This window comes from Paenibacillus sp. J22R232, assembly GCF_056269165.1.
Genome location: NZ_JBWDNK010000004.1, coordinates 482,271 through 501,911, shown reverse-complemented (window position 1 = coordinate 501,911; position 19,641 = coordinate 482,271). Strand labels below are relative to the sequence as shown.

Genomic DNA, 19,641 nt, shown 5'->3' with positions numbered 1-19,641 from the left:
GAACTAAGAATGAACAAAAAAAAGCTGGGAGATAAACTCCCAGCTTCCTTTGAACTAGTCAATATCGACTAATTACTTTTTGTATACTACTACAGCAAGTGCTTCGTTGAAAGTACCAAGTTTAGTACCAGCATCAACTAGAACTACACGGTCAACTTTATCTAGACCAGAGATTGTAGTTGAAGTTCCGATTGCACTGTTTGTATCTAGGTCAGATACGTCTGTGTAAGAACCAACATAGACAGTTTTACCGTCTGCAGATACTACATACACAGTTGTTTTACCAGGGGATACGATGTAGCTAGTGCCATCTGCAACGAAAGTGTTAGCAGTTGTAGCATTAGTTTGGTCGATCACAGCAAGGTTACCAGCGTGTGCGAATGTTGCAGCATCATGTTTAGTGCTTGCAGTACCAGCATCAGTTAGAGTAACGAAGTCATTTACTACTGCGCCAGTCAAGTTGTTGAAAGCAGATTCAGCAACTTCTACTGTTTTAGGAGCGCCGTATACATTCAATGTTACGGAGAAGCTGTTAGTAGTTGCGCCAGTAGCTGTTTTAGTTGCACTAACAAGCAAACCGGAAAGTGCCTCAAGGTTGTTAGATACTGCTTCGTTATCAACAGTAAGAACGATGTAATCAGCAGTTACGCCATCTTTGGAGTAAGCAACTACATAATCTTCTTTAGTGATATCAGCCAAAGTACCTACAGCCAATTTTTGATCTTTAAGTTCTACTTCTTTAAGAGTAGTAGCTTTGATTACTACAGTTTTAGCAGCGATTTGGTAGCTAGCACCAGCATCGATACGAGTAGAAGTAATAGCAGTTACTTTAGAATCAGTAGCATCAGCTACTAGACCTTTGTCAGCAACAACACCATTCAATTTTTCGCCGTCGAATTTGAATTCAACGATGTGTTTAACAAGTGTGCTGTAGTCAGGTACAGGTGCAGTCAAGCTTGTGCTTGCTACAGGAGTGTATTTAACTACGTTTGCGTTATCTTTAACGGAGAAGTAAGTTACACGTTGTTTGTCAACAAGAGCTTCATCTTCGAAAGCTTTAACAGCTTTTACTTCAAGGATGATTGCATCAGCGTTGTTAGCAACTGCTGTTGGAGCAACTGCTTTAACGATTTTACCGTCAGCGTTCAAGATCAATGTGTATTCTTTGCCGATGTTAGCAGCTGTAAGAAGAGTTACATCGCCGTTAGTTGCGCCAGCGGACTCGTAAGCTGTACCAGCTACTGTGTACTTAGTTGTAGTACCAGAAGTTACTACAGTTTCCAATTTACCAGTTGCAACTTTGCGAGTAGCTACTACTTTAGTTGCCACGCCGCTATCTTTTTTAACAAAGCTTACTACATCGTCAGCTTTCAAGTCAGCAGCGCTAACTGTTTTGCCATCCAATGTTACAAGCGTTGCTGCAGTAATGTCTGCAGAACCGTTGTTTGTGTTAAGACGAGCGTTACGGTAGTCAGTTTTAGCCTCGTATGAAGTTACAAGAGCATCTTTAGCAGCCCATTTTGTTGCTACTGCTACGCGTACTTTATCATCAGTAAGGTACAATGTTACATCAGAAGTACCACCTAGGCTTGATTTCACTTCGCCGTTTACAAAGTATACAGCGTTAGAAACTGTTGCTTTAGTTTTGTTCTCAGTACCTACTTTAATTGTTACAGAACCAGCTGCTTCGCTTACAAAAGTACCTGTAAGTGTTGCTGCTGCATCTTGTGCACTAGTGATAGCTACAACTTTACCGGATTTTTTAACAACAGTCGCTGTTTGGCCAAGAAGGTCAACAAGCGATTTGCCGCCAGTTACGATGAAATTGTCTGCTACTGCAACTGTTTCAGTTGTTGTACCAGTACGAAGTGTAATTTTGCCGTCTACTACTGCATCGCTAAGTACTTCTGCAGTTGAAGTGTCGCCAAGTTTCGATACCAACGATTTAGCCGAAAGAATTTCTTCGCCAGTTGTACCGTTGTAAGTAACCAATTTAGCGTTCAAAGCATTGGAAGACAATGTTGCAACGATACCGCGGTTAGCTACGGAACCAACGTTTACATCGTCAATGCCTTTGAACAATCCGATTTCTTGTGCTTTCAACACATAGTTGAAAGGATAAGAACCAGTAAGTTTAGCTTCTTTGTATCCAAGTGCGCGAACAAAGATTGCTACAACCTCTTCGAATTTAACAGCAGCGCTTGGACGGTAGCTGCCGTTGTAACCTTGTACGAAGCCTTGTGCTTTAGCTGCATTGATGTAACCAGTGTACCATACGTTCGCTTTAACATCTTTGAACTCAGGTTTAATAGTTTGCATCCATTTAGCTGCTGCTTCATTGCCGGAAGCAATGATGGAAACTTTAGCAAGCTCAGCGCGAGTGATTGGGTTCTCAGGCTTGAACGTGCCATCTTCGTAACCGCTGATGATACCAAGAGCTGCAAGCTCTTCAACTGCGGATTGTACTGGTTTGCCCACCACGTCAGATGGTGTTGCTGCAAAAGCTGGAACGGATAATGGAAGCACTAGAGCTGTTGCTAGTGCAAATGCTGCTATTTTTTTCTTCATAACCTTTATTTCTCCTCCTCTAAATACGTGCGGTTGTTGAGAGTTTTGTTTAAATAGTGAATTGCTCTTTTCCCTCATAGCCGATTCACCCCCTTTCCAGAGTTGAGCATAGATTTGATATAAATGATGTCTACGATCACGATAAACCCATTTGTAAGATCATGTCGTAGAAACTTGTAAAAAATGCGAGAAAATTGCTAGAGTCGCGCCACCACTATAACATTATACAATGGGTGGGTCTTACCGTAAAGAGGAAGTTGTGAATTCATTCCAATTCCTTTCCAGCGGCATTAGGTCCAGCGTATCAATTCGGTTGTCTGTTACAACGTCATGTATTTAAACGCACGTTGTAACGAAAAGTTGCGATGTTGCGAAAAATAATTAAAAATTTATTTTTACGAAGGATTGTATCCCAATGGTCTTATTACTTGTGCCTACGGAATACTTCGTTAGTATAGCTTGTTTTCATAGAAGCCGTCGATGTTAAACATTTTCCATGGATAATGTTTCACGCAATCTAAAAAATACAGTCGTACAAAAGAAATAAAAAGGGTTGCAGAACGATCTGCAACCCTTTTTAAGGTTAGTCTTTCCATTTATCCGATGCTCGGAAGCTTCTTCAAATCAGCTAAAATTCTTGCCACGATAATTGCTGCATCGGAACGAAGCAGATTAGATCTAGGTTCGAATACAGAACCAGCCTTTGGATCGTTTGGATCTACAGGAGAGCCAATAATGTACTTTTTCTTCGCAATCGCAAGCACTGAGCTCTTTGCGTAGAAATTTACGTTTGCTGCATCTTTAAACGTTTTCTCCAGATCCTTAGTTATCTTAGTTGTATCTGTAGCTAGTTTCATATCAAGCGCTCTGCCTATAATCACAGATGCTTCTTCCCTAGTCAAATTAGAGCTTGGCTGGAACGTTCTTGGGCCAGTACCGCGGATGATGCCTTCGCGAGCAGCCGTTTCGACATAACGGTAATCCCATAATGCATCGGGGTTAATGATTGCCGGCACGTCATCGAAATGGGGCTTGCTAAGTTCATAATTAAGCGGAATATCAAGTGCTTTTACCATCATACGTGCAAATTCCCCACGTGAAATGTAGATATTAGAACCGAAATCATCGAATCCAGCTGCATTCATGATTCCTTTAGAGAAAATGGCTTCCAAATAGTTTCTTGCGTAAGGATGAGACGTCATATCGGTAAACGAATAAACCATTTTACCAACGACGTAGTAGCCAAACTTACTAAACGGAACGGTAATGGTGTTTTTCTTTACATCCACCATGCCGCCGATATTTTCCCAATACTTCGCTTTCACATCATAACGGTAAACGGTAATGATTGTTCCTACGCTGTCTTTCATATTCGGATCGAAAGCGAGCGTTAAGCTGCCCGTTTTTGAAGTAACAAGCTCACGATTGTCTGGACGCTCGTCATAGGTCGGTATTTTGGTACCGCCTGTACCGGTCGCGTTCGGGAACTGATACGGGTCTACTCCTCGTGATAATGGGTCGTAAGCAGCCGTAGCCGGATCATCAGCTAAACCCGCATCAATCCAGTAAACAGGGCTTGCTTTAGTGAAGCGTGTTGGATAGGATAGTCTAAATCGAGTACCAAAGCTCTCCAAAATAATATTAAAGTTTGGCGGTGGTGTTTCAAGCTCGCGTCGATCGACGACACCATCCTCAGAGTTGGCAATCCCAAACAACAGATTATGTCCTGTAAACACTTGGTTTTTTAGAGCAGCCGGGACGTTAAAGTCCGTTCTGATCAATGTTGTCCCTTTTTCAAACTTCAAATTAAGCGCGCCGTCAAAAACCTTATGACTGCTTGCCATGGCTTGAAGATTTTGAGCACCTGGAATGTTAGTCGGCGCATACGTCACTTCAATACTGCTTTGCACCTTATCATTCGCGCTTGTAATAATGAAATCAATTTTGTTTTTGCCCACTTTTAAATTATTAACGAACACGCGGTAGGTATTCTTATAAAATTGTTCAACTGTTGCTGGATTATTGTCGGAATCAAAATCTATTTTTTCTGCATTCTGTTTATTGATTGTGATCGATTGTGCACCAGGAGCATCAATAATGACTTCTATATAATTTTGGTTCACGATGCTCTTAGCAGGCAAGAACGGGCGAAGTACTTTATATGGAAGTGATGTAGGGTCAACTTCCAAACGATACGAAGCTTTAGGTCCCGTTTCGCCGTTGTTAAACACCGTAAAGGTGTAAACACTAGAGCTGCCATCGGGATTTAATTCTTGTCCCACCAAAATAAACGAGAATGTTTTTGTGAGAATATCGTAGCGAACCGCAAGATTGGCTACTTCATTGGCTGCGCCGTTATTTACAGTACCAAGAACCGTTGTTCCCCGCATAATGAACAGCTTTTTTCCCAAATCCCATGAAATCGGATTAGTCAAATTGCTGCTTTCAATCTTTAAGATGTATTTGCTTGGATCAGTCAATCCGTTAGCAACAACCTTCATTTGATCGATTTTCGCCTGAATGTTCGTGATAATATCCGCATCAGTAGCACCTGAAGCAATAAAATCGATAAAGTCGAATGTTCCGTACACGTTCATAAATGCTTCGTTTGTCGTATAGATACTTCCACGGCTCACAAAGTTAGGATCGTTCGGAACAGGCTCGCTGTACTGAGCGCCATAAGGATAGATGGTAGTTCCTTCAACCGGGATGACTGGAATGTTCGTTGGAATCATATACAGCTTAATCTTTTTTTCATAAGAATTTTTGCTGCCTTGGAAAACGAATTTAATTTCGTTCTCTCCGCTAAATAATGAATCGAATGCTTTCGTGCGTTCCGCAGTCGAATTCTCAATGGTGAAGCTGGTTACGCCGCTTGCTCCTTGCACAAGTCTAATCGGCGTATTATTTACATAGAAGAATACGGTTTGAGCTGCTGTTCCATTAAAATCATATCGAATTTCAGAAGTATTATTGATATTGTTTAAAATACCTTTGAAATCACTAAGCGTGCTAGTGATCGCATCTGCGATACGGTCAGCTTTGAGCTTATTCGTATCGTCGTAAACGGTCATGTTGTCGAATACGCTTGTGTAGCTTACATAGGGACCAAATAGCATCGTGAACTTTACAGTCTTTGTCACTCCGCCAATGTCCAATGTTACCGTCTGAGTGCCCTCAAATGGAAGCTTCTTGAATACGATAATTTCTCGCTTGTACACTTTACCATTTACGTTGACATGCTTATTCGCCAGGCTGGCAGACATATTCTCGATGTTGGCGACGTCATTGTATAAGTAAGTGGCAGGTGCGGAAGTTCCTGATACATTCTTAATATCCGTAACGGTGACTAAGCCAGTAGTGTCGCTCAGATTCGGGTTGCCAACAAGCACTTCCATAGCGAAAGGTACGCTGTATAGATTAGCGCCTTCCAGCGGTGTACCTGTCAAAGCCTCACCGTTACCTGTGCGGTAACCGCTCAAGTAATTAATTGTTTCGATAAACTTCTTGCTAGCATCTTTCAAAGAGAAGCCCATAAGTCCCGTGCCTTCGTCGGCTGGTTGACCAAGTGCATCTTTTCTAGCGTTTTCTGCCGTTATTTGAATATTGTAGGACTTGTCAGTTACTAAAGCGTGAGAAGCACCGATAGGAGTAGTAAATTGGTAAATAAAGAATGCTTCGTTGCCTGTGTATGTACCTACAGGCGTAGCCTGCGATGCAGCCGGTTGTGTATAATTAATGCCGCCACTCGCCGTAATCGTATACTTAATCGGAATGGGTCCGGTAGGATTAGGGTGCGGCTCTAGCGTGCCATCAGGAGGAACGCTGTCATCTTTTAAATAGTTAGGAACAATAATTTTACCTGTAACCGTCGTTGAATTTGTAGCGGAAACAAGCAAGTTAGGATTGTACTCCAGCGGCTCGGACGTAGCTGCCGCGCCATTCAAACCATTCAGGTTCACATCATAAAACGTAACCTCGCCGTTATAGAATGCTACCTCACGCGTCGTCTCAACCGTTTGGTTGGCATTTTTCACCTTAATGGTAACGAGGTTTTTACCCTTTTGCAGGGTAATTGGTGATGCCGCAAATTGATAGCTATTAGAGCTGTTAACGGAATACGTTTTACTACTTCCGTTCACGTCTACTGTCACTTGCTGAGCGTTAGGCGCGAAACCCGTTATGCTAATATCAGCAGATTGACGGCCTGCTGATGCAGCTGAGTGAACGACTGTCGTTCCTGCTTCTTCAATATTGAATTTGTTTCCATCGAGCTGTGCAACCAAGTCGTAGAAAACAGGTCCATTGTGATATTCGATATAGATGGAGTTGGTTACTTCGCCGCCGCCTTGTACGCCTCTAAATGTAATGCGGTTAAGTCCTGGGAATAACTCAACGTTATACACTTGGATAGAGAAACCGTTGATGTAGATATTACTCGTGATGTTCTCACGCTTCGAGCCAATCTGGTCATCGGAAGGATTGTCATTCCCTTTATTGTTAATGATTTGCGTTACGCTATACGACACGGAAGATGGATCTACCCCCGTAATAGAACCAGTAAGCGTTAAGCTTGGGTCTGTAGTAACCCTAGCCTGAGTGGACAAGTCCTTCTCCGTCGGAAAGCTAAAGCTGCCCGTTGCGGCATTCGCCACCTGCGACGAGCCGAACGGCGGCAACAATGTAATCAACAACGCCAGCGTTAATGCTAATGAAAGTAATCTTTTCAAAACAATGTTCCTCCTTTATGTATATAAAGAGCATGGGTATTTGAATGATAAGTGGACAAACGACTTAGCGGCTTACTTGCGAATAAACCTTCCTCCCTTTTCCTCTTTAGCCAGTTATCGGATGCTTTGCAGTTAGACGCGCTGACCGCAGAAAAGTTCTGTATTGTTGTTATCGGCTTCCAAGTCCCATTTTTTTAGTGAAATGAGCATTTAGACGCAAAAAAAGAACTCCGTTTCCCGATAGGGATTCGGAGCTCTTTTTTATTTGGAACGGGATTCGGCATCAAGCTTCAGCCTGAGCCTCATTCGGGTTAAGAAATTGATAAGCGGCCTGCGCGTCTTGTCTACGATTCCGGTTACCTCGGCACCAATCTGCAAGAAAAACATCAGCATGCAGATGACGGCGAACGTAATCCAGTTGGCAGCACTCGATTGCACGACGGCCGATTGGACAATGGCAAGCGCGCCAAAAATTGCCGCTACTCCCCAGATAATCAGAACCGTACGGCGATGGCTAAAGCCTAGATCGCGAAGCCTATGATGCAAGTGACCTCTGTCCGGCGCGAATATCGGCTTTTTGTTCACCCAGCGGCGAACGATCGCGAAGAACGTATCCGAAAGCGGTACTCCGATAATAAGCAGCGGCGTTACGAACGAAACGATCGTTACTTGCTTGAAGCCAAGCATCGATAGCGTCGCTAGGCTGAAGCCGAGAAACAGCGAGCCCGAATCGCCCATGAAGATTTTGGCCGGATGGAAGTTGAACACGAGAAACCCGACGATTCCCCCAAGCAGAAGCGTACTGAGCAAAATAACAGGCTGGAAACCCATAAGCGAAGCCATAACAACGATCGTCGCTATCGCAATGCCGGATACGCCTGCAGCCAGCCCGTCCAAGCCGTCGATCAGGTTGATGGCGTTCGTTACACCTACGATCCAAAAAATCGTAAGCGGAATGCTGATCCAGCCGGCAATCGGCTGCATCGTTTCGCCGAACGGAATGTTCAGCAGGTCGATCTTAACGTCGAAGACGAAGACGACCACGCAGGCTGCGGCGATTTGACCGAGCAGCTTCACCTTCGCTGACAGCTCGAAGCGGTCATCGAATGCTCCTAGAATAATAATCATCGTACCGCCCACAAGCAGGGCGTTTATCATATTTGAATCTTGAGGTCTTAGCAGACCGTCCGGTATGAATGGCGATAAGAGAAAAAACGCGCCTACAAATGCAATATAAATAGCTAGACCGCCAAGACGCGGCATAATGCGCGTATGTACTTTGCGGTGGTTTGGTTTGTCTATCGCGCCAACTTTGAATGCAAACTTCTTGACAAGCGGCGTCATCGCAATGGCTAGAACAAGAGCGATTATGAACCCAATTGAATACAGCAAGCCTACCGGCATGTGTGCAACTCCCCTTTTCTTTCTACCGAAGTGAATTATACTCCGATTGGAAAAGAAACTCCAACCCCGTTTTCAACCAATTTAGCCGATTTTAACGAGAATATCACGGAGTAATCCGAGGTTTTGTTACGTTTTCTTTGTCGCGGAGCACTTTCACTACGAATTTCGGCAAAACAAGCATTCTTTTGTAGCGTTTCGGCTCTTGTGCCAAGCGGTAAAACCACTCCAAACGAAGCTTCTGAAAAATCATCGGAGCCCGCTTTAGCTTGCCTGATACAACGTCAAAGCTGCCGCCGACGCCCATGATTAGCGGTACGCCGAGCTTTTGCTTGTATTTTACGATCCATGGCTCTTGCGTATCCGCGCCTCGCGCCACGAACAATAAATCAGGCGCTGCCTCACGAATTTCCGCTACCACTTCCTCGTCCTGCTCCGGGCCGAAAAAACCGTTCCGATAACCAACAATTTTCACCTGAGGGTATTGCAGCTGTAGCTTCTCTGCCGCGGCTTCAATCACCTCTTGCGAAGTACCCAGCAAATAGGCCTTCCATCTACGCTTCTCGCCTTGCTCAAGCAGACGGTGCATCAGGTCAAATCCCGTGACCCGCTCGGCAACCGGGGTTCCAACGTATTTGGCGGCCCAAACAACTCCGGCTCCATCGGGCACGATGAGATCGGCTCGCCGGATCATGGCGCTGTAAGACGCGTTCTCAACTGCTGACATAATCATGATCGGGTTGGCGGTAATCACATGCGTGACCCGTCTTCCCTCAATCGCTTCCGTTAAATATTGAACCGTTTCGTCCATGCTCGCCTTGGAGAATGGTATGCCGTATATCGGCACTGTGGGTAATTGTTTCGACAAGAGGAACTCACCTCGATAAAGTTTGACGCAGATAGTCGACGATTTGTTGCGCCGGTTTTTGCGATTGTTGTCTCAATAGGTCGATCGCTGGCCCATGCTTCGCCTGCCATCCAGCTTTATCTGCAAGGAGCAGGCTAGCCGCTTCCGCAAATGCTTCCGGCTCAAGCTGCTCCGTAGAGCCGATTGCCTTAAGTCCCAATCGATTAAGAAACTGATCGATTTTGGGATCGTAGGAGAGGCCTAGCATGGGAACCATCTGGCCAGCGGCGTAGATGAGCGCATGGAGGCGCATGCCGAGCAAAGCATCGCAACGGCTGACCTCAAGCAGCATCTGCTGCGGGTCGTCGCCGGGCGCGGCCAGCTCGGCGGTGGAACCGTTGCCGAGCCGGCCGCGCAGCCGTTCCATCACCTGCTCCGACGTTTGCGTGTCGGAGGGAGTGTGGAACGGCAGGAACCGCAGCCGGACAGGCATGCGGTTCGACAGCGCGACCAGCGCTTCGGCGGCGCGGGCCATATCGGCGCCGTCACTGCGCCAATGGCGCAGCGATACGCCGACGATCGGCGGCTGAGAATCAGCTTGTCCCTCTGCCAATGCATGTGAACCTGCGGGAAGCGGCAGACCCATAACGGGATCGGGTACGATGTCAATTTTACCCGCCTGCACCCCAATCCGTTCAAGCAGCGCTGCAGACTCGGCATCCCGAACCGACACATATGCGCTTTTTCTCATGACGCCATTGATCATCGGATCCATCCAACGGCGATTCACGGGCCCGATTCCTTGCGCATACGCAAAGGTCGGTTTGCCGAGCAGCTGTGCCAGCTTCATGACTCCCGTGTAATAGGGAATCGTCTTCGTTCCGGTCGCATCCTGCAGCAGGCTGCCGCCTCCGCTAATTAAACCGTCACTGCCCTTAATTGCGTTCCAGAGATCGCCAGGATGCATGCGGCGCGCGCTTTCGACGCCGTACATGCTGCTTGTCAAAGCCGGGTCAGCCGACAACACGATCGGCTGGATCTTGATTCCTTGAGCCGAGCCTTGCTCCTCTAACGCAAGCAATATCGACCTGAGCACCGCTTCATCCCCGCTATTGCGAAAACCGTAATAACCAGATATCACTAAGCGACGAACTTGCGGATGATTGCCGGTGCCCATTTACGAATTGCTCCTTCCACTAGCTGCCATGCTAAGATCAAAATACACCCGATAATCATTCCTGTACCCAAACCAAGCAGTACGCGAATCATGGAAATGTAGAGCGGCGTATGAAGATGCGCGAACGTATCGACCATCGAAAGCTGCCCAATCGAGCCCACAATAATAAGCAGCCATGCCGCGCGGTAACGAAGCGACAAGAACAACCCGAGCAGCAGCAATGGATGAGCCAGTAAAAACTCTTTGAATCTCGGTCTCACCCCGAAGGTGGATTCCAGGAAATGTCGAATGACCAGCTCTAGCGAAGACACCTGACCACCGTTACCCGTACGAGACAGGTAATAGTAGCCGACGATGCCGATCACGCCTGCAAGAATAATCCATGTCAGCGTAATTGGCTTCGAGAGCAGCGATTTCACTCTGCCCACCGACATTTGGCTGTTGTAGAGCAGAACATAGACCGCTACCAGCGCAATTGGCGCAAGATGCAGCAGACTTACACCGCGGAACTGCTCCAATACTAAATTATAAGTAATGTTATTCAACAAACCGAATACAATAGGTACGGCCGTAAGCGATATTAATGTCGCAACGATAAACCAATTCAGCGCGAGGCCGAAACGACGGCCGGTAGACAATGTCGGGAAGAGCCACTTCATACGGCTAGCGCTCTCATATACAGCACCTGGCTGCTGAGGCGTCTGCCCTTGCTTGCTGCGACCGATCGACCAATTCGTCCCGCCAACCACACGGCGGTCTCCGACAGTACGGGAATATATCCGGTTCATAACCCATACGAGCGCAAGGGTCGGAGCAGCTATCGCGGCACCTAGAGCCAGCCCCTGCTCCATTAGCGAGCTGTTCAGCTTGTATAAGCCGGCGCTTCCGAATAGCCCAATAATAAAGACTGGGATATAAATACCCGGAAGAAATGCTCCGATTAATAAGGCGATCAATGCAATAGCACCGGCAGCAACGATGGCTCTAACCGGTTTATTCCAGGATGGCTGTTCATAATCGAAGGCTTTAGGCGTGCCTGGGGTGAAGCCAGCCTCGGAAAGACGATCAACTATGCCGTTTTTCTCGTTCATCGCTTCAGCAAGCCTGTCCAGGGAATGGACGATTTTGGCTTTATCCGTATTCGATTGCGTCGTGCCATTCAAGAAAAACATGCGAATATTGCGATCCTTCGCTGCCAATAGGAACCGATCGGCAATGGCCTCCGGTGTCATCGTCATGCCGTCGTTCTCCGACAAGGAATAAAGTCTGACTACATTATAATTTGTAATATAAGCTAATTTATTTAAGCCTTCCTGCGGTTTTTTTAAATTTTCTATAGCCGCGAGGCCGAGATCGTACTTTTTCAGAAGCTCGCCGAATTGGTATAAGCTGTTATCCATCGCTTGATCCGATGCGCCTTTTACTTTATCGCCATCGAACAGGACACGATTAACGCCATACGATTTCAACCTTGCGAGCACTGCATCCGTTTCATCTTGATCATACGGCTTCACACGGTCCGAGAACCGCGGAAGTATGCCCAAGCCTGCGTCATGAATCGTTTGCAAGGACATTGGGTCAAAATCCATCGTTTTCATAATCGCTTCCGCTATTGGAATTTCTACGACCATCCCGTTGCGACCGCCATATGACCAATCGCTGTACGCGGCCTCAGAACGATCCAGCGCCTGGCGCACGATCGGACCGATCATCTCTTCCTCTTCCGGACCGCTGAATAAAATATAAGTAAAGTTCTGCCCTACCTGCTCGAACTTGCCTTGCAGAAGCGCAGCATCCCGAGAGCTGTAGAAAGTCAATCTACCGGATAACTGAAGCTCTTTGAGCGAGCTTTCATATACCGCCATCGTCGTGATTCCGGACTCCTTCAGCATCGCAAGCTTCTCCTGCAAAAAGGCCTGCGGCCTTGCCTGCCGTTCAGAAACCTCTACGATATCCCGGTAGTCGAACACATACTCCACTTGCTTAGACGACTTTTCCATTTCCATCCGAACGGCGCCGAGCGGCAAAGCTGCCGCAACCCCTAGTAGTGCAATGATCCAAAGTACGAACCTTGCGCGCCGATTCCATTGCTGCCAACGTAAAAACACGTCATTCCTCCGTTCTAAACAGGTTGATTATCGTTCTATTCGCTACGGTCTACCCGTTCCATTACGGAGGCTTTCAACGTTTCCAGCGCAGCAGCGGCAGATTCCTTCGACTCGCCTTTCACCGCGAAATAAACCTTGATTTTTGGCTCTGTGCCGGAAGGGCGCAAGCAGAACCAAGAGCCGTCTTCACGCAAATATTTCAAAACATTCTCCGGGCGCAAGCCGTCATGGCCTTTGCCGTAATCAAGTACCTGTGTCACCTTGACGCCACCGATTTCAGTTGGGGGATTGAGGCGCCAATCATCCATAATCGCACCGATTTTTTGAACCCCGTCGAAGCCTTTAAGCGTTCTCGACTCCAAGCCTTCCAAATAAAAGCCGAAATCCGCATACAGCTCAAGCAAAACATCGTACAAGGTTTTTCCTTGGCTGCTATAGTATGCCGCAGCTTCGGCAATCAATAACGCAGCGACGATCGCATCTTTGTCTCGGGCATAGGTGCCTGTCAAATACCCGTAGCTTTCTTCATAGCCAAACAAGAAAGAATGCTCGCCAGTCTGTTCGTAGCTGGTCATTTTTTCGCCGATGTATTTGAAGCCGGTGAGCGTATTTTCCACAGCAACGCCGAAAGAACGTGCAATGTCGGCACCCAGCTCGCTTGTTACGATTGTTTTGATGACAACGCCGTTATCAGGCAGCTGCCCGCGCTCCTTTAATTGGCTAAGCACGTAATGCACCATCAACGCTCCGGACTGATTGCCGGTTAGAACGACATATTCTCCGTCGTTGTTTTTGACTACCGCGCCCATACGGTCGGCGTCAGGATCCGTACCGATAATAATATCCGCATCTACCTGCTGAGCAAGCTTAATCGCGAGCGTAAACGCTTCGCGTTCCTCAGGGTTAGGCGATTTTACCGTGCTGAAAAAACCATCCGGCTGCTCTTGCTCCGGTACAATATGTACATTTTTGAAGCCCACCTTCTTCAGCACCTCACGGACTGGCATATTGCCTGTCCCATGCAGAGGAGTGAACACCACGCTGATTTTTTCGCCGATTTCGCTTTGAATGAGCTCTGCGTTCAGGCTCTGGGCCACCACAGTATCAATAAATTGTTGATCCGCTTCATCGCCGAGCCAGCGCAGCAAGCCCTTTGCCTCTGCTTCTTCGCGGCTAAGTGTTTTCACTTCATCAAAACCCGCAATTCGGCCGATCGCAGCAATTACTTGCTCCGCCTCTTCCGGAATAAGCTGGCAGCCATCTGCGCCGTAAGCCTTGTATCCATTGTATTCAGGCGGGTTATGGCTTGCCGTAATGACAATACCACTTGACGCATTCAGCGAACGAACCGCAAAGGAAAGCTGCGGCGTCGGGCGAAGCGCCTTGAACAAATACGTGGTTACGCCGTTCCCTGCAAGCACAAGAGCCGCATCAAGCGCAAATTCAGGTGAGTTGTTCCGGGAGTCATGGGCGATGACGACCGAAGGAGCTTCCCCTCCGTCTTTGGCGCCGGCTAACAGCCAATTCGCAAGACCCTGTGTCGCTTTTCCAACCGTGTACGCGTTCAACCGGTTCGTGCCTGCGCCCATGACGCCCCGCAAACCGCCTGTGCCGAATTCAAGATCACGATAGAAACGGTCCGTCACTTCCTTTTCATCGCCCGCAATTCCGCGAAGCTCTTCCTTCGTAGCAGCGTCAATAAGCGGATCATTAAGCCAAGCCTCATATTTTGCGGTTACAGCAGCATTAGTCGATTGGGTCATATGTATCAGCCTCTTTCATTCATGAATTTTATTGTAGAAAGGAATTTATGAAGGATTCGATAAAGCAAACATGAGCTCGCCTTCGGCAACGATCTGATCGCCAACTCTTGCTGTTCCTTGCCCTTTTCCGATCGAACCCTTAAGACGAGTGATTTGCACCTCAAGCGTCAGCGTATCGCCAGGCTTTACTTGTCCCCGAAAACGGAAGCCGTCAATGCCCGCAAAAAAACCAAGCTTGCCTTTGTTCGCTTCGATCATAAGCATCGCTACCGTTCCTACCTGTGCCAGCGCTTCAACGATAAGCACGCCTGGCATAACCGGGTACCCGGGGAAATGTCCTACGAAATAAGGTTCGTTCATCGTTACGTTTTTGAGACCGACTGCCCTTACGCCCGGCTCCACCTCCAGAATGCGATCGATCAACAGAAACGGAGGGCGGTGCGGAATGATTTCTTGGATTTGATTAATGTCCAGCATAACAAAAAAAGCCCCTTTCATTAGTAAAGTAGTATAAAAAGTGCCATTATGTACGACACTATACATATCCATCATAAAACTGCAGTTTATGAAGGTTAAGATAAGAGGCTTGGCTGCTTGGACCCGAAGTGTCCTCCGCCAAGCCTCTTTGTTCGTATATAAGCATTTATACGGATACGCTTATAAATGTACTTATATAGGTCCGCGAAACGAGCTTTCGCCGCCGTAGGTAGATACACCCGTTTACGCTTGATATGTAGTTGCCTCAGAAGTTTACGAATGTCCGACAGGCGTTTCTGCCAGCGGCTTATTCAATGACTTAAACATTGCGATATATACAATGGAAGTCACGAAAGAGAACCCAATAACCGCCCACAAATACGAATGCGCATGTGGTGCCTCGAAGAAAATAAGCATGATTGCCGCGTAAAACAGCACGGTAGTCAGTTTGCCCATCCAGTTGGCTGGCACGGTCTTTTTCCCACGAAAATGAAAAAACATTCCCCCAGCTATCATGCCCAAGTCGCGCAAAAACATCGCTGCAGCGGCAGCCCATGAAATATGGCCGGAAATCAGCAACGATACGATAACCGTAATAAGCATGAGCTTGTCAGCGAGCGGATCCAGCATAATTCCGACCATTGTGACCTGGCCGCTTCTGCGTGCGATGTAACCGTCCAGAATATCCGTCACACCCGCGGCAACCATAATCAGAAATGCAGGAATCATATGTCCCTTTATGAACACCGCTATGTAGACGGGGATCAAGACAAAACGCAATGATGTTAAGAGATTCGGCAGATTCAAACTTCCACGCTCCTCTACCTATAACGAACTGTCCACCATGGTTCCCAACTATTATACAACTACCATCCGTAAAAATAAAACCATCCTTGCGCCGCAAATGCCAACCTTCCTTTAAAACGGACTTCTTTCCTATAGGTTTACAAAAATTAAAATAACAGTTTTTCCCTTTGTTATTCATTTTCCTCCTCTGATATCCGTTATTAATAGAATAACATTTACTTTAAATCAGAAAGGACAGGGATGTAGTGAATTTAAGTTTACGCTTTAACATGTCGTTCAAAGAAACTCGCAGGTGGCTGGCAGCCGCGCTTGCATTTGCCATGATCATGACCACGGCAGCAGGCGTTGCGTATGCAGCTGAAGATACGGTAACCAGCATCGAATTCTCTTATGATTCCGACGATTACAACGACAGCACATCATCATTAAAAACATTCGTTGAGGATGACAAAGTTAATTTAACCGTATTCGCCAACATTTCCGGCCAATCCAACAAGAAGGAAGTTACTTCAGACGTAACCTGGAAATCATCCAATACTGCGCTCGTGAAAGTAGAGAAAGGCGTATTAACCGGCGTTGGCAAGGGAACCGCGACGATTAGCGCTACTTATAAAGGCTTTACCATTTCGATTAAAGCAGCATCTGATTATGTGTATGATTCCGTTACGCTTATGCAGAACGACGGAATTACGGCTCCTGCATCCAAGGACATCGAAATCGGCCAATCGCTTGCTTTGACGCTAAGCGGAACAAAAGGCTCCGATTCCAAAACGGTTACTACCGATGCCGTATGGTCAACCTCAAACTCCGCAGTCGCTACGGTGGATGAAGGCGTCATTACATTGCTTGGCGTCGGCTCAACGACGATCACTGCCAAGCTAAAGGGCAAGTCTGACACAATCATACTCAATGTCACTTCACCTTATAAATCCATTGCCATTGATGCCGGAGCATCCGGCAATTTGGTTCAGCTCGAAATCGGCAATGATGATATCGAATTGACCGCTTCTGCCGCTCCAAAAACCGGCGGTACAGAATCCATAACGGATATTGCCAAATGGGTAAGCGCCAACGAAAAAATCGCAACTGTCAAAAAAGGCGTTGTAACGCCGGTAAGCGCCGGAAAAACGACGATTACCGTCTCCTACAAAGGCGTGTCGGCAACGATCGATGTTGTCGTTCGTGCAGCTTACCAGTCAATCAAGCTGTCGCCGGAGAAAGAATTCCATATGCTGCTGCAGGATAAGGCTATCCAAATTAAAGCAGAGGTTCAAGACAATGACGGCAAGACTTTACCTATCACTGACGATGCGGAATGGACGTCCTCGAACGTCGTTGTCGCTACCGTATCTAAAGGGCTGGTAACGCCTAGAGCAGTAGGCACAACCAAAATAACCGCAAGCCATAAAGGCGTTAGCCGCAGCATTGAAATTACCGTCTATCCTAGCATTTCCGAGCTAAGCATCGAAACGGAAACGATTGATGGCTATAACGGCATCAGCGGTGACCTTCCTAAAGTGATGGCAACGATCTTTGACGGAACGAAGATCGATGTCTCCAAAATCGTAACTTGGACTTCCTCGAGCGAGAAAGTGGCAACGATTAAGGATGGGCAATGGACCGCTAAAGAGCTTGGCGATTCTACCCTCACTGCGTCGTTGCAAGGTTATAAAGCAGAAGTGAAGCTTACCGTTCATGTGAAGCCGCTTAAGCTGATCGCAGACGTAAAGGATCTTAGCATTATTTTAGGAAAAGATACGCCTCTTCCTACCGTAAAAGTGATCAACGAAGACGGAGAAGAAGAGGATGTCTCCAGCAAAATCAAATGGAAAACGACATCAGAGGATATCGTCATTAAAGAAACCACGATGAAGGGATTGGATGTAGCGAGCCTTACGTTAACCGCCACATACCTAACCAAAAGCGTGTCCGTCAAGATTAAAGTCGAAGAGGAAATCATCAAGCTTGTCGTCGATCCCATCTCCATCGAACTGTATCCAGGCAAAACCAAATCGGTGAAGGTCACAGGCTACTATAAGAGCGGCAAGCAGGTTTCACTCAGTTCCAAAATGAATTGGGAAGTCGGCAATTCGGGCGTTGCAACCGTCAGCACCACGTCTGTTAAAGGCGTTGCAGTCGGAACAACTAAGATTACCGGGTCTTACCAGGGGAAAGTTGTTACCGTACCCGTCGTTGTCGTGCCGAAGCTCAAATCTCTGCTTCTTTCCAGCAAATCGGTACAGCTGAGTGCAGGCGGAACCTATTCCGCTAAGCTGCAAGCTAACTTCACGACCGGGAATCCGGCCAACGTTACCGAAAACGCGGTTTGGACCTCTTCCAAGGCAAGTGTCGCTACCGTCGTTGATGGGAAGATTACAGCGATCAGCAAAGGCTCAGCCTCGATTAAAGCCACGTACGCAGGCAAGAGCGTAACGATACGCGTAACCGTTAAATAATGAATAAGGGCTATCCCTAGGCGCTGCATGCTGCATCGCGCCTAAGGGGTAGCCCTTGCTCATGAAATAAGGGTCATCCTTGAGGCGGACTTTGCCGCTTCAGGGATGACCCTTTTCATATGGATTAAGATTCAGCAAATATTAGATCATAGAGATGCTGCCACGTTGCCCAGCTGAATACATCTGCCTCCGCTTGCTTGCCGACGACGACATAACCGATATAAAGGCCTGCCACCAGCATAATAACCATAATGACTGGGACGATGCTTTTACGCAAAATCCACAGCAGTATGCCCAAGCCTTTGGAGCGTTGCTTCTTATCAGAGCTTTTGTCCGCCTTCACGCGAGTTTCACGCTTCTTTCTGACGGACCTGCCCTCTTCCGCTGTACTCTTGAACCCGCTTTGCTCGCGGTCCATTCGTTCATCGGCCATACTCATCTACATCATCCTATCTTTATGCGCGAAGCCCGTTCGTGAGGCTCATCATCGTATCGCTTGACGATAACGCTCTGGCTGCCAATTGATAAGCGCGCTGCACATTAATAAGCTCGGTCATCTCATCCGTCAGCTGAACATTGGATTGCTCCAGATATCCCTGGCGCAATACGATGTTATTCTCCGAATCCGGCACGATTTGCTGGACGACATCTCCAGCGTCAATGCCGCCGGCGACAACAAACAAATTATCGGAGACTGCAGTCAATGCCGCGGGACGGGATGCTTGAAGCAGCTTGATGCTGCCGAGTTCAATCGTTCGTTCTGAAGAAACGCCAAGTACGGTTCCGTCCGAGTTAACACGAAGATTATAGCCCTGCGGCACTACAATATTGCCTTCCGTTACGTTGCCTGTGAGAGGATCACGTACGTTAGCCACAACCGGATAGCCGTCTTCCGTTGCCAAAATCGTATCACCGTTTGCCCCTACCGTCAACTGAAACGCCCCATTGCGCGTATAAGCGCGGTTGCCCGCATCGTCTACTTCCACCTCAAACAGGGCGTTGCCTTCGATGGCAATGTCTGCATCCCTGTCCGTCAATTGCATGGGGCCTTGCGATAAATTAGGCTGCACCATCGTCATGCGAGAGCCCCAGCCCTGCGTGAAATCCATGGGTGTTTTCCGCCCTGGCTGACTGAACGCATCCGGCTGTGTCCTAAGGTTCGTCAGCAAGTCTTCAAAAGTAGCTTCCTTGCGCTTGTACCCCACCGTGTTCACGTTCGCAATATTGTCGGCTAGAAGATCAAGCTTCTGCTGTAGTCCGTTCATCGACACCATGGCATTAATCATTGAACTGTTCATGTATTACAC

12 protein-coding genes are annotated in these 19,641 nt (G+C 47.3%); 1 reads left to right on the top strand and 11 read right to left on the bottom strand.

Annotated features, from left to right (window positions below; translation table 11 throughout):
- Positions 1 to 72: 72 nt before the first annotated feature.
- The 9 genes from AC0YN3_RS16095 to AC0YN3_RS16055 all read right to left on the bottom strand — a co-directional run bounded on the left by AC0YN3_RS16095 (position 73) and on the right by AC0YN3_RS16055 (position 15,878).
- Positions 73 to 2,646 carry an S-layer homology domain-containing protein gene (locus tag AC0YN3_RS16095; RefSeq protein WP_475776025.1) on the bottom strand — a complete coding sequence of 858 codons (2,574 nt, stop codon included), beginning with the start codon at positions 2,644 to 2,646 and terminating at the stop codon, positions 73 to 75.
- Between the two features lie 518 nt (positions 2,647 to 3,164).
- On the bottom strand, positions 3,165 to 7,298 hold the full coding sequence (locus AC0YN3_RS16090; RefSeq protein WP_475776024.1) for an S-layer homology domain-containing protein: 4,134 nt from the start codon (positions 7,296 to 7,298) through the stop codon (positions 3,165 to 3,167).
- Between the two features lie 261 nt (positions 7,299 to 7,559).
- Complete coding sequence (locus AC0YN3_RS16085) at positions 7,560 to 8,702, bottom strand: glycosyltransferase family 4 protein (protein ID WP_475776023.1); 1,143 nt, start codon at positions 8,700 to 8,702, stop codon at positions 7,560 to 7,562.
- A 103-nt stretch (positions 8,703 to 8,805) separates the two neighbouring features.
- Positions 8,806 to 9,510, bottom strand: a complete 705-nt coding sequence (locus AC0YN3_RS16080) for a WecB/TagA/CpsF family glycosyltransferase (protein WP_475776094.1) — start codon at positions 9,508 to 9,510, stop codon at positions 8,806 to 8,808.
- A gap of 64 nt (positions 9,511 to 9,574) precedes the next feature.
- Positions 9,575 to 10,723 (bottom strand): polysaccharide pyruvyl transferase CsaB, encoded by a 1,149-nt coding sequence (gene csaB, locus AC0YN3_RS16075; RefSeq protein ID WP_475776022.1) that lies wholly within the window; start codon positions 10,721 to 10,723, stop codon positions 9,575 to 9,577.
- Entirely contained in the window at positions 10,687 to 12,831 is a 2,145-nt protein-coding gene (locus AC0YN3_RS16070; protein ID WP_475776021.1) for a DUF5693 family protein, read from the bottom strand. The genes csaB and AC0YN3_RS16070 overlap by 37 nt, the downstream gene beginning before the upstream one ends.
- A gap of 35 nt (positions 12,832 to 12,866) precedes the next feature.
- Complete coding sequence (locus AC0YN3_RS16065) at positions 12,867 to 14,594, bottom strand: phospho-sugar mutase (RefSeq protein WP_475776020.1); 1,728 nt, start codon at positions 14,592 to 14,594, stop codon at positions 12,867 to 12,869.
- 45 nt (positions 14,595 to 14,639) lie between these two features.
- Positions 14,640 to 15,071 carry a 3-hydroxyacyl-ACP dehydratase FabZ gene (fabZ, locus tag AC0YN3_RS16060; protein WP_138753720.1) on the bottom strand — a complete coding sequence of 144 codons (432 nt, stop codon included), beginning with the start codon at positions 15,069 to 15,071 and terminating at the stop codon, positions 14,640 to 14,642.
- Between the two features lie 273 nt (positions 15,072 to 15,344).
- Positions 15,345 to 15,878: a CDP-alcohol phosphatidyltransferase family protein gene (locus AC0YN3_RS16055; RefSeq protein WP_475776019.1), complete on the bottom strand. Its 534-nt coding sequence runs from the start codon at positions 15,876 to 15,878 to the stop codon at positions 15,345 to 15,347.
- A 245-nt stretch (positions 15,879 to 16,123) separates the two neighbouring features.
- Here AC0YN3_RS16055 and AC0YN3_RS16050 point away from each other — a divergent pair, with 245 nt between their 5' ends.
- Complete coding sequence (locus tag AC0YN3_RS16050) at positions 16,124 to 18,334, top strand: Ig-like domain-containing protein (RefSeq protein ID WP_475776018.1); 2,211 nt, start codon at positions 16,124 to 16,126, stop codon at positions 18,332 to 18,334.
- 124 nt (positions 18,335 to 18,458) lie between these two features.
- Here the strand turns inward: AC0YN3_RS16050 and AC0YN3_RS16045 are convergent, their stop codons facing one another.
- Positions 18,459 to 18,773, bottom strand: coding sequence for a DNA-directed RNA polymerase subunit beta (locus AC0YN3_RS16045; protein ID WP_475776017.1), 315 nt, complete (start codon positions 18,771 to 18,773; stop codon positions 18,459 to 18,461).
- Positions 18,774 to 18,789: 16 nt separating this feature from the next.
- Complete coding sequence (locus AC0YN3_RS16040) at positions 18,790 to 19,632, bottom strand: flagellar hook-basal body protein (protein WP_475776016.1); 843 nt, start codon at positions 19,630 to 19,632, stop codon at positions 18,790 to 18,792.
- Positions 19,633 to 19,641 lie beyond the last annotated feature (9 nt).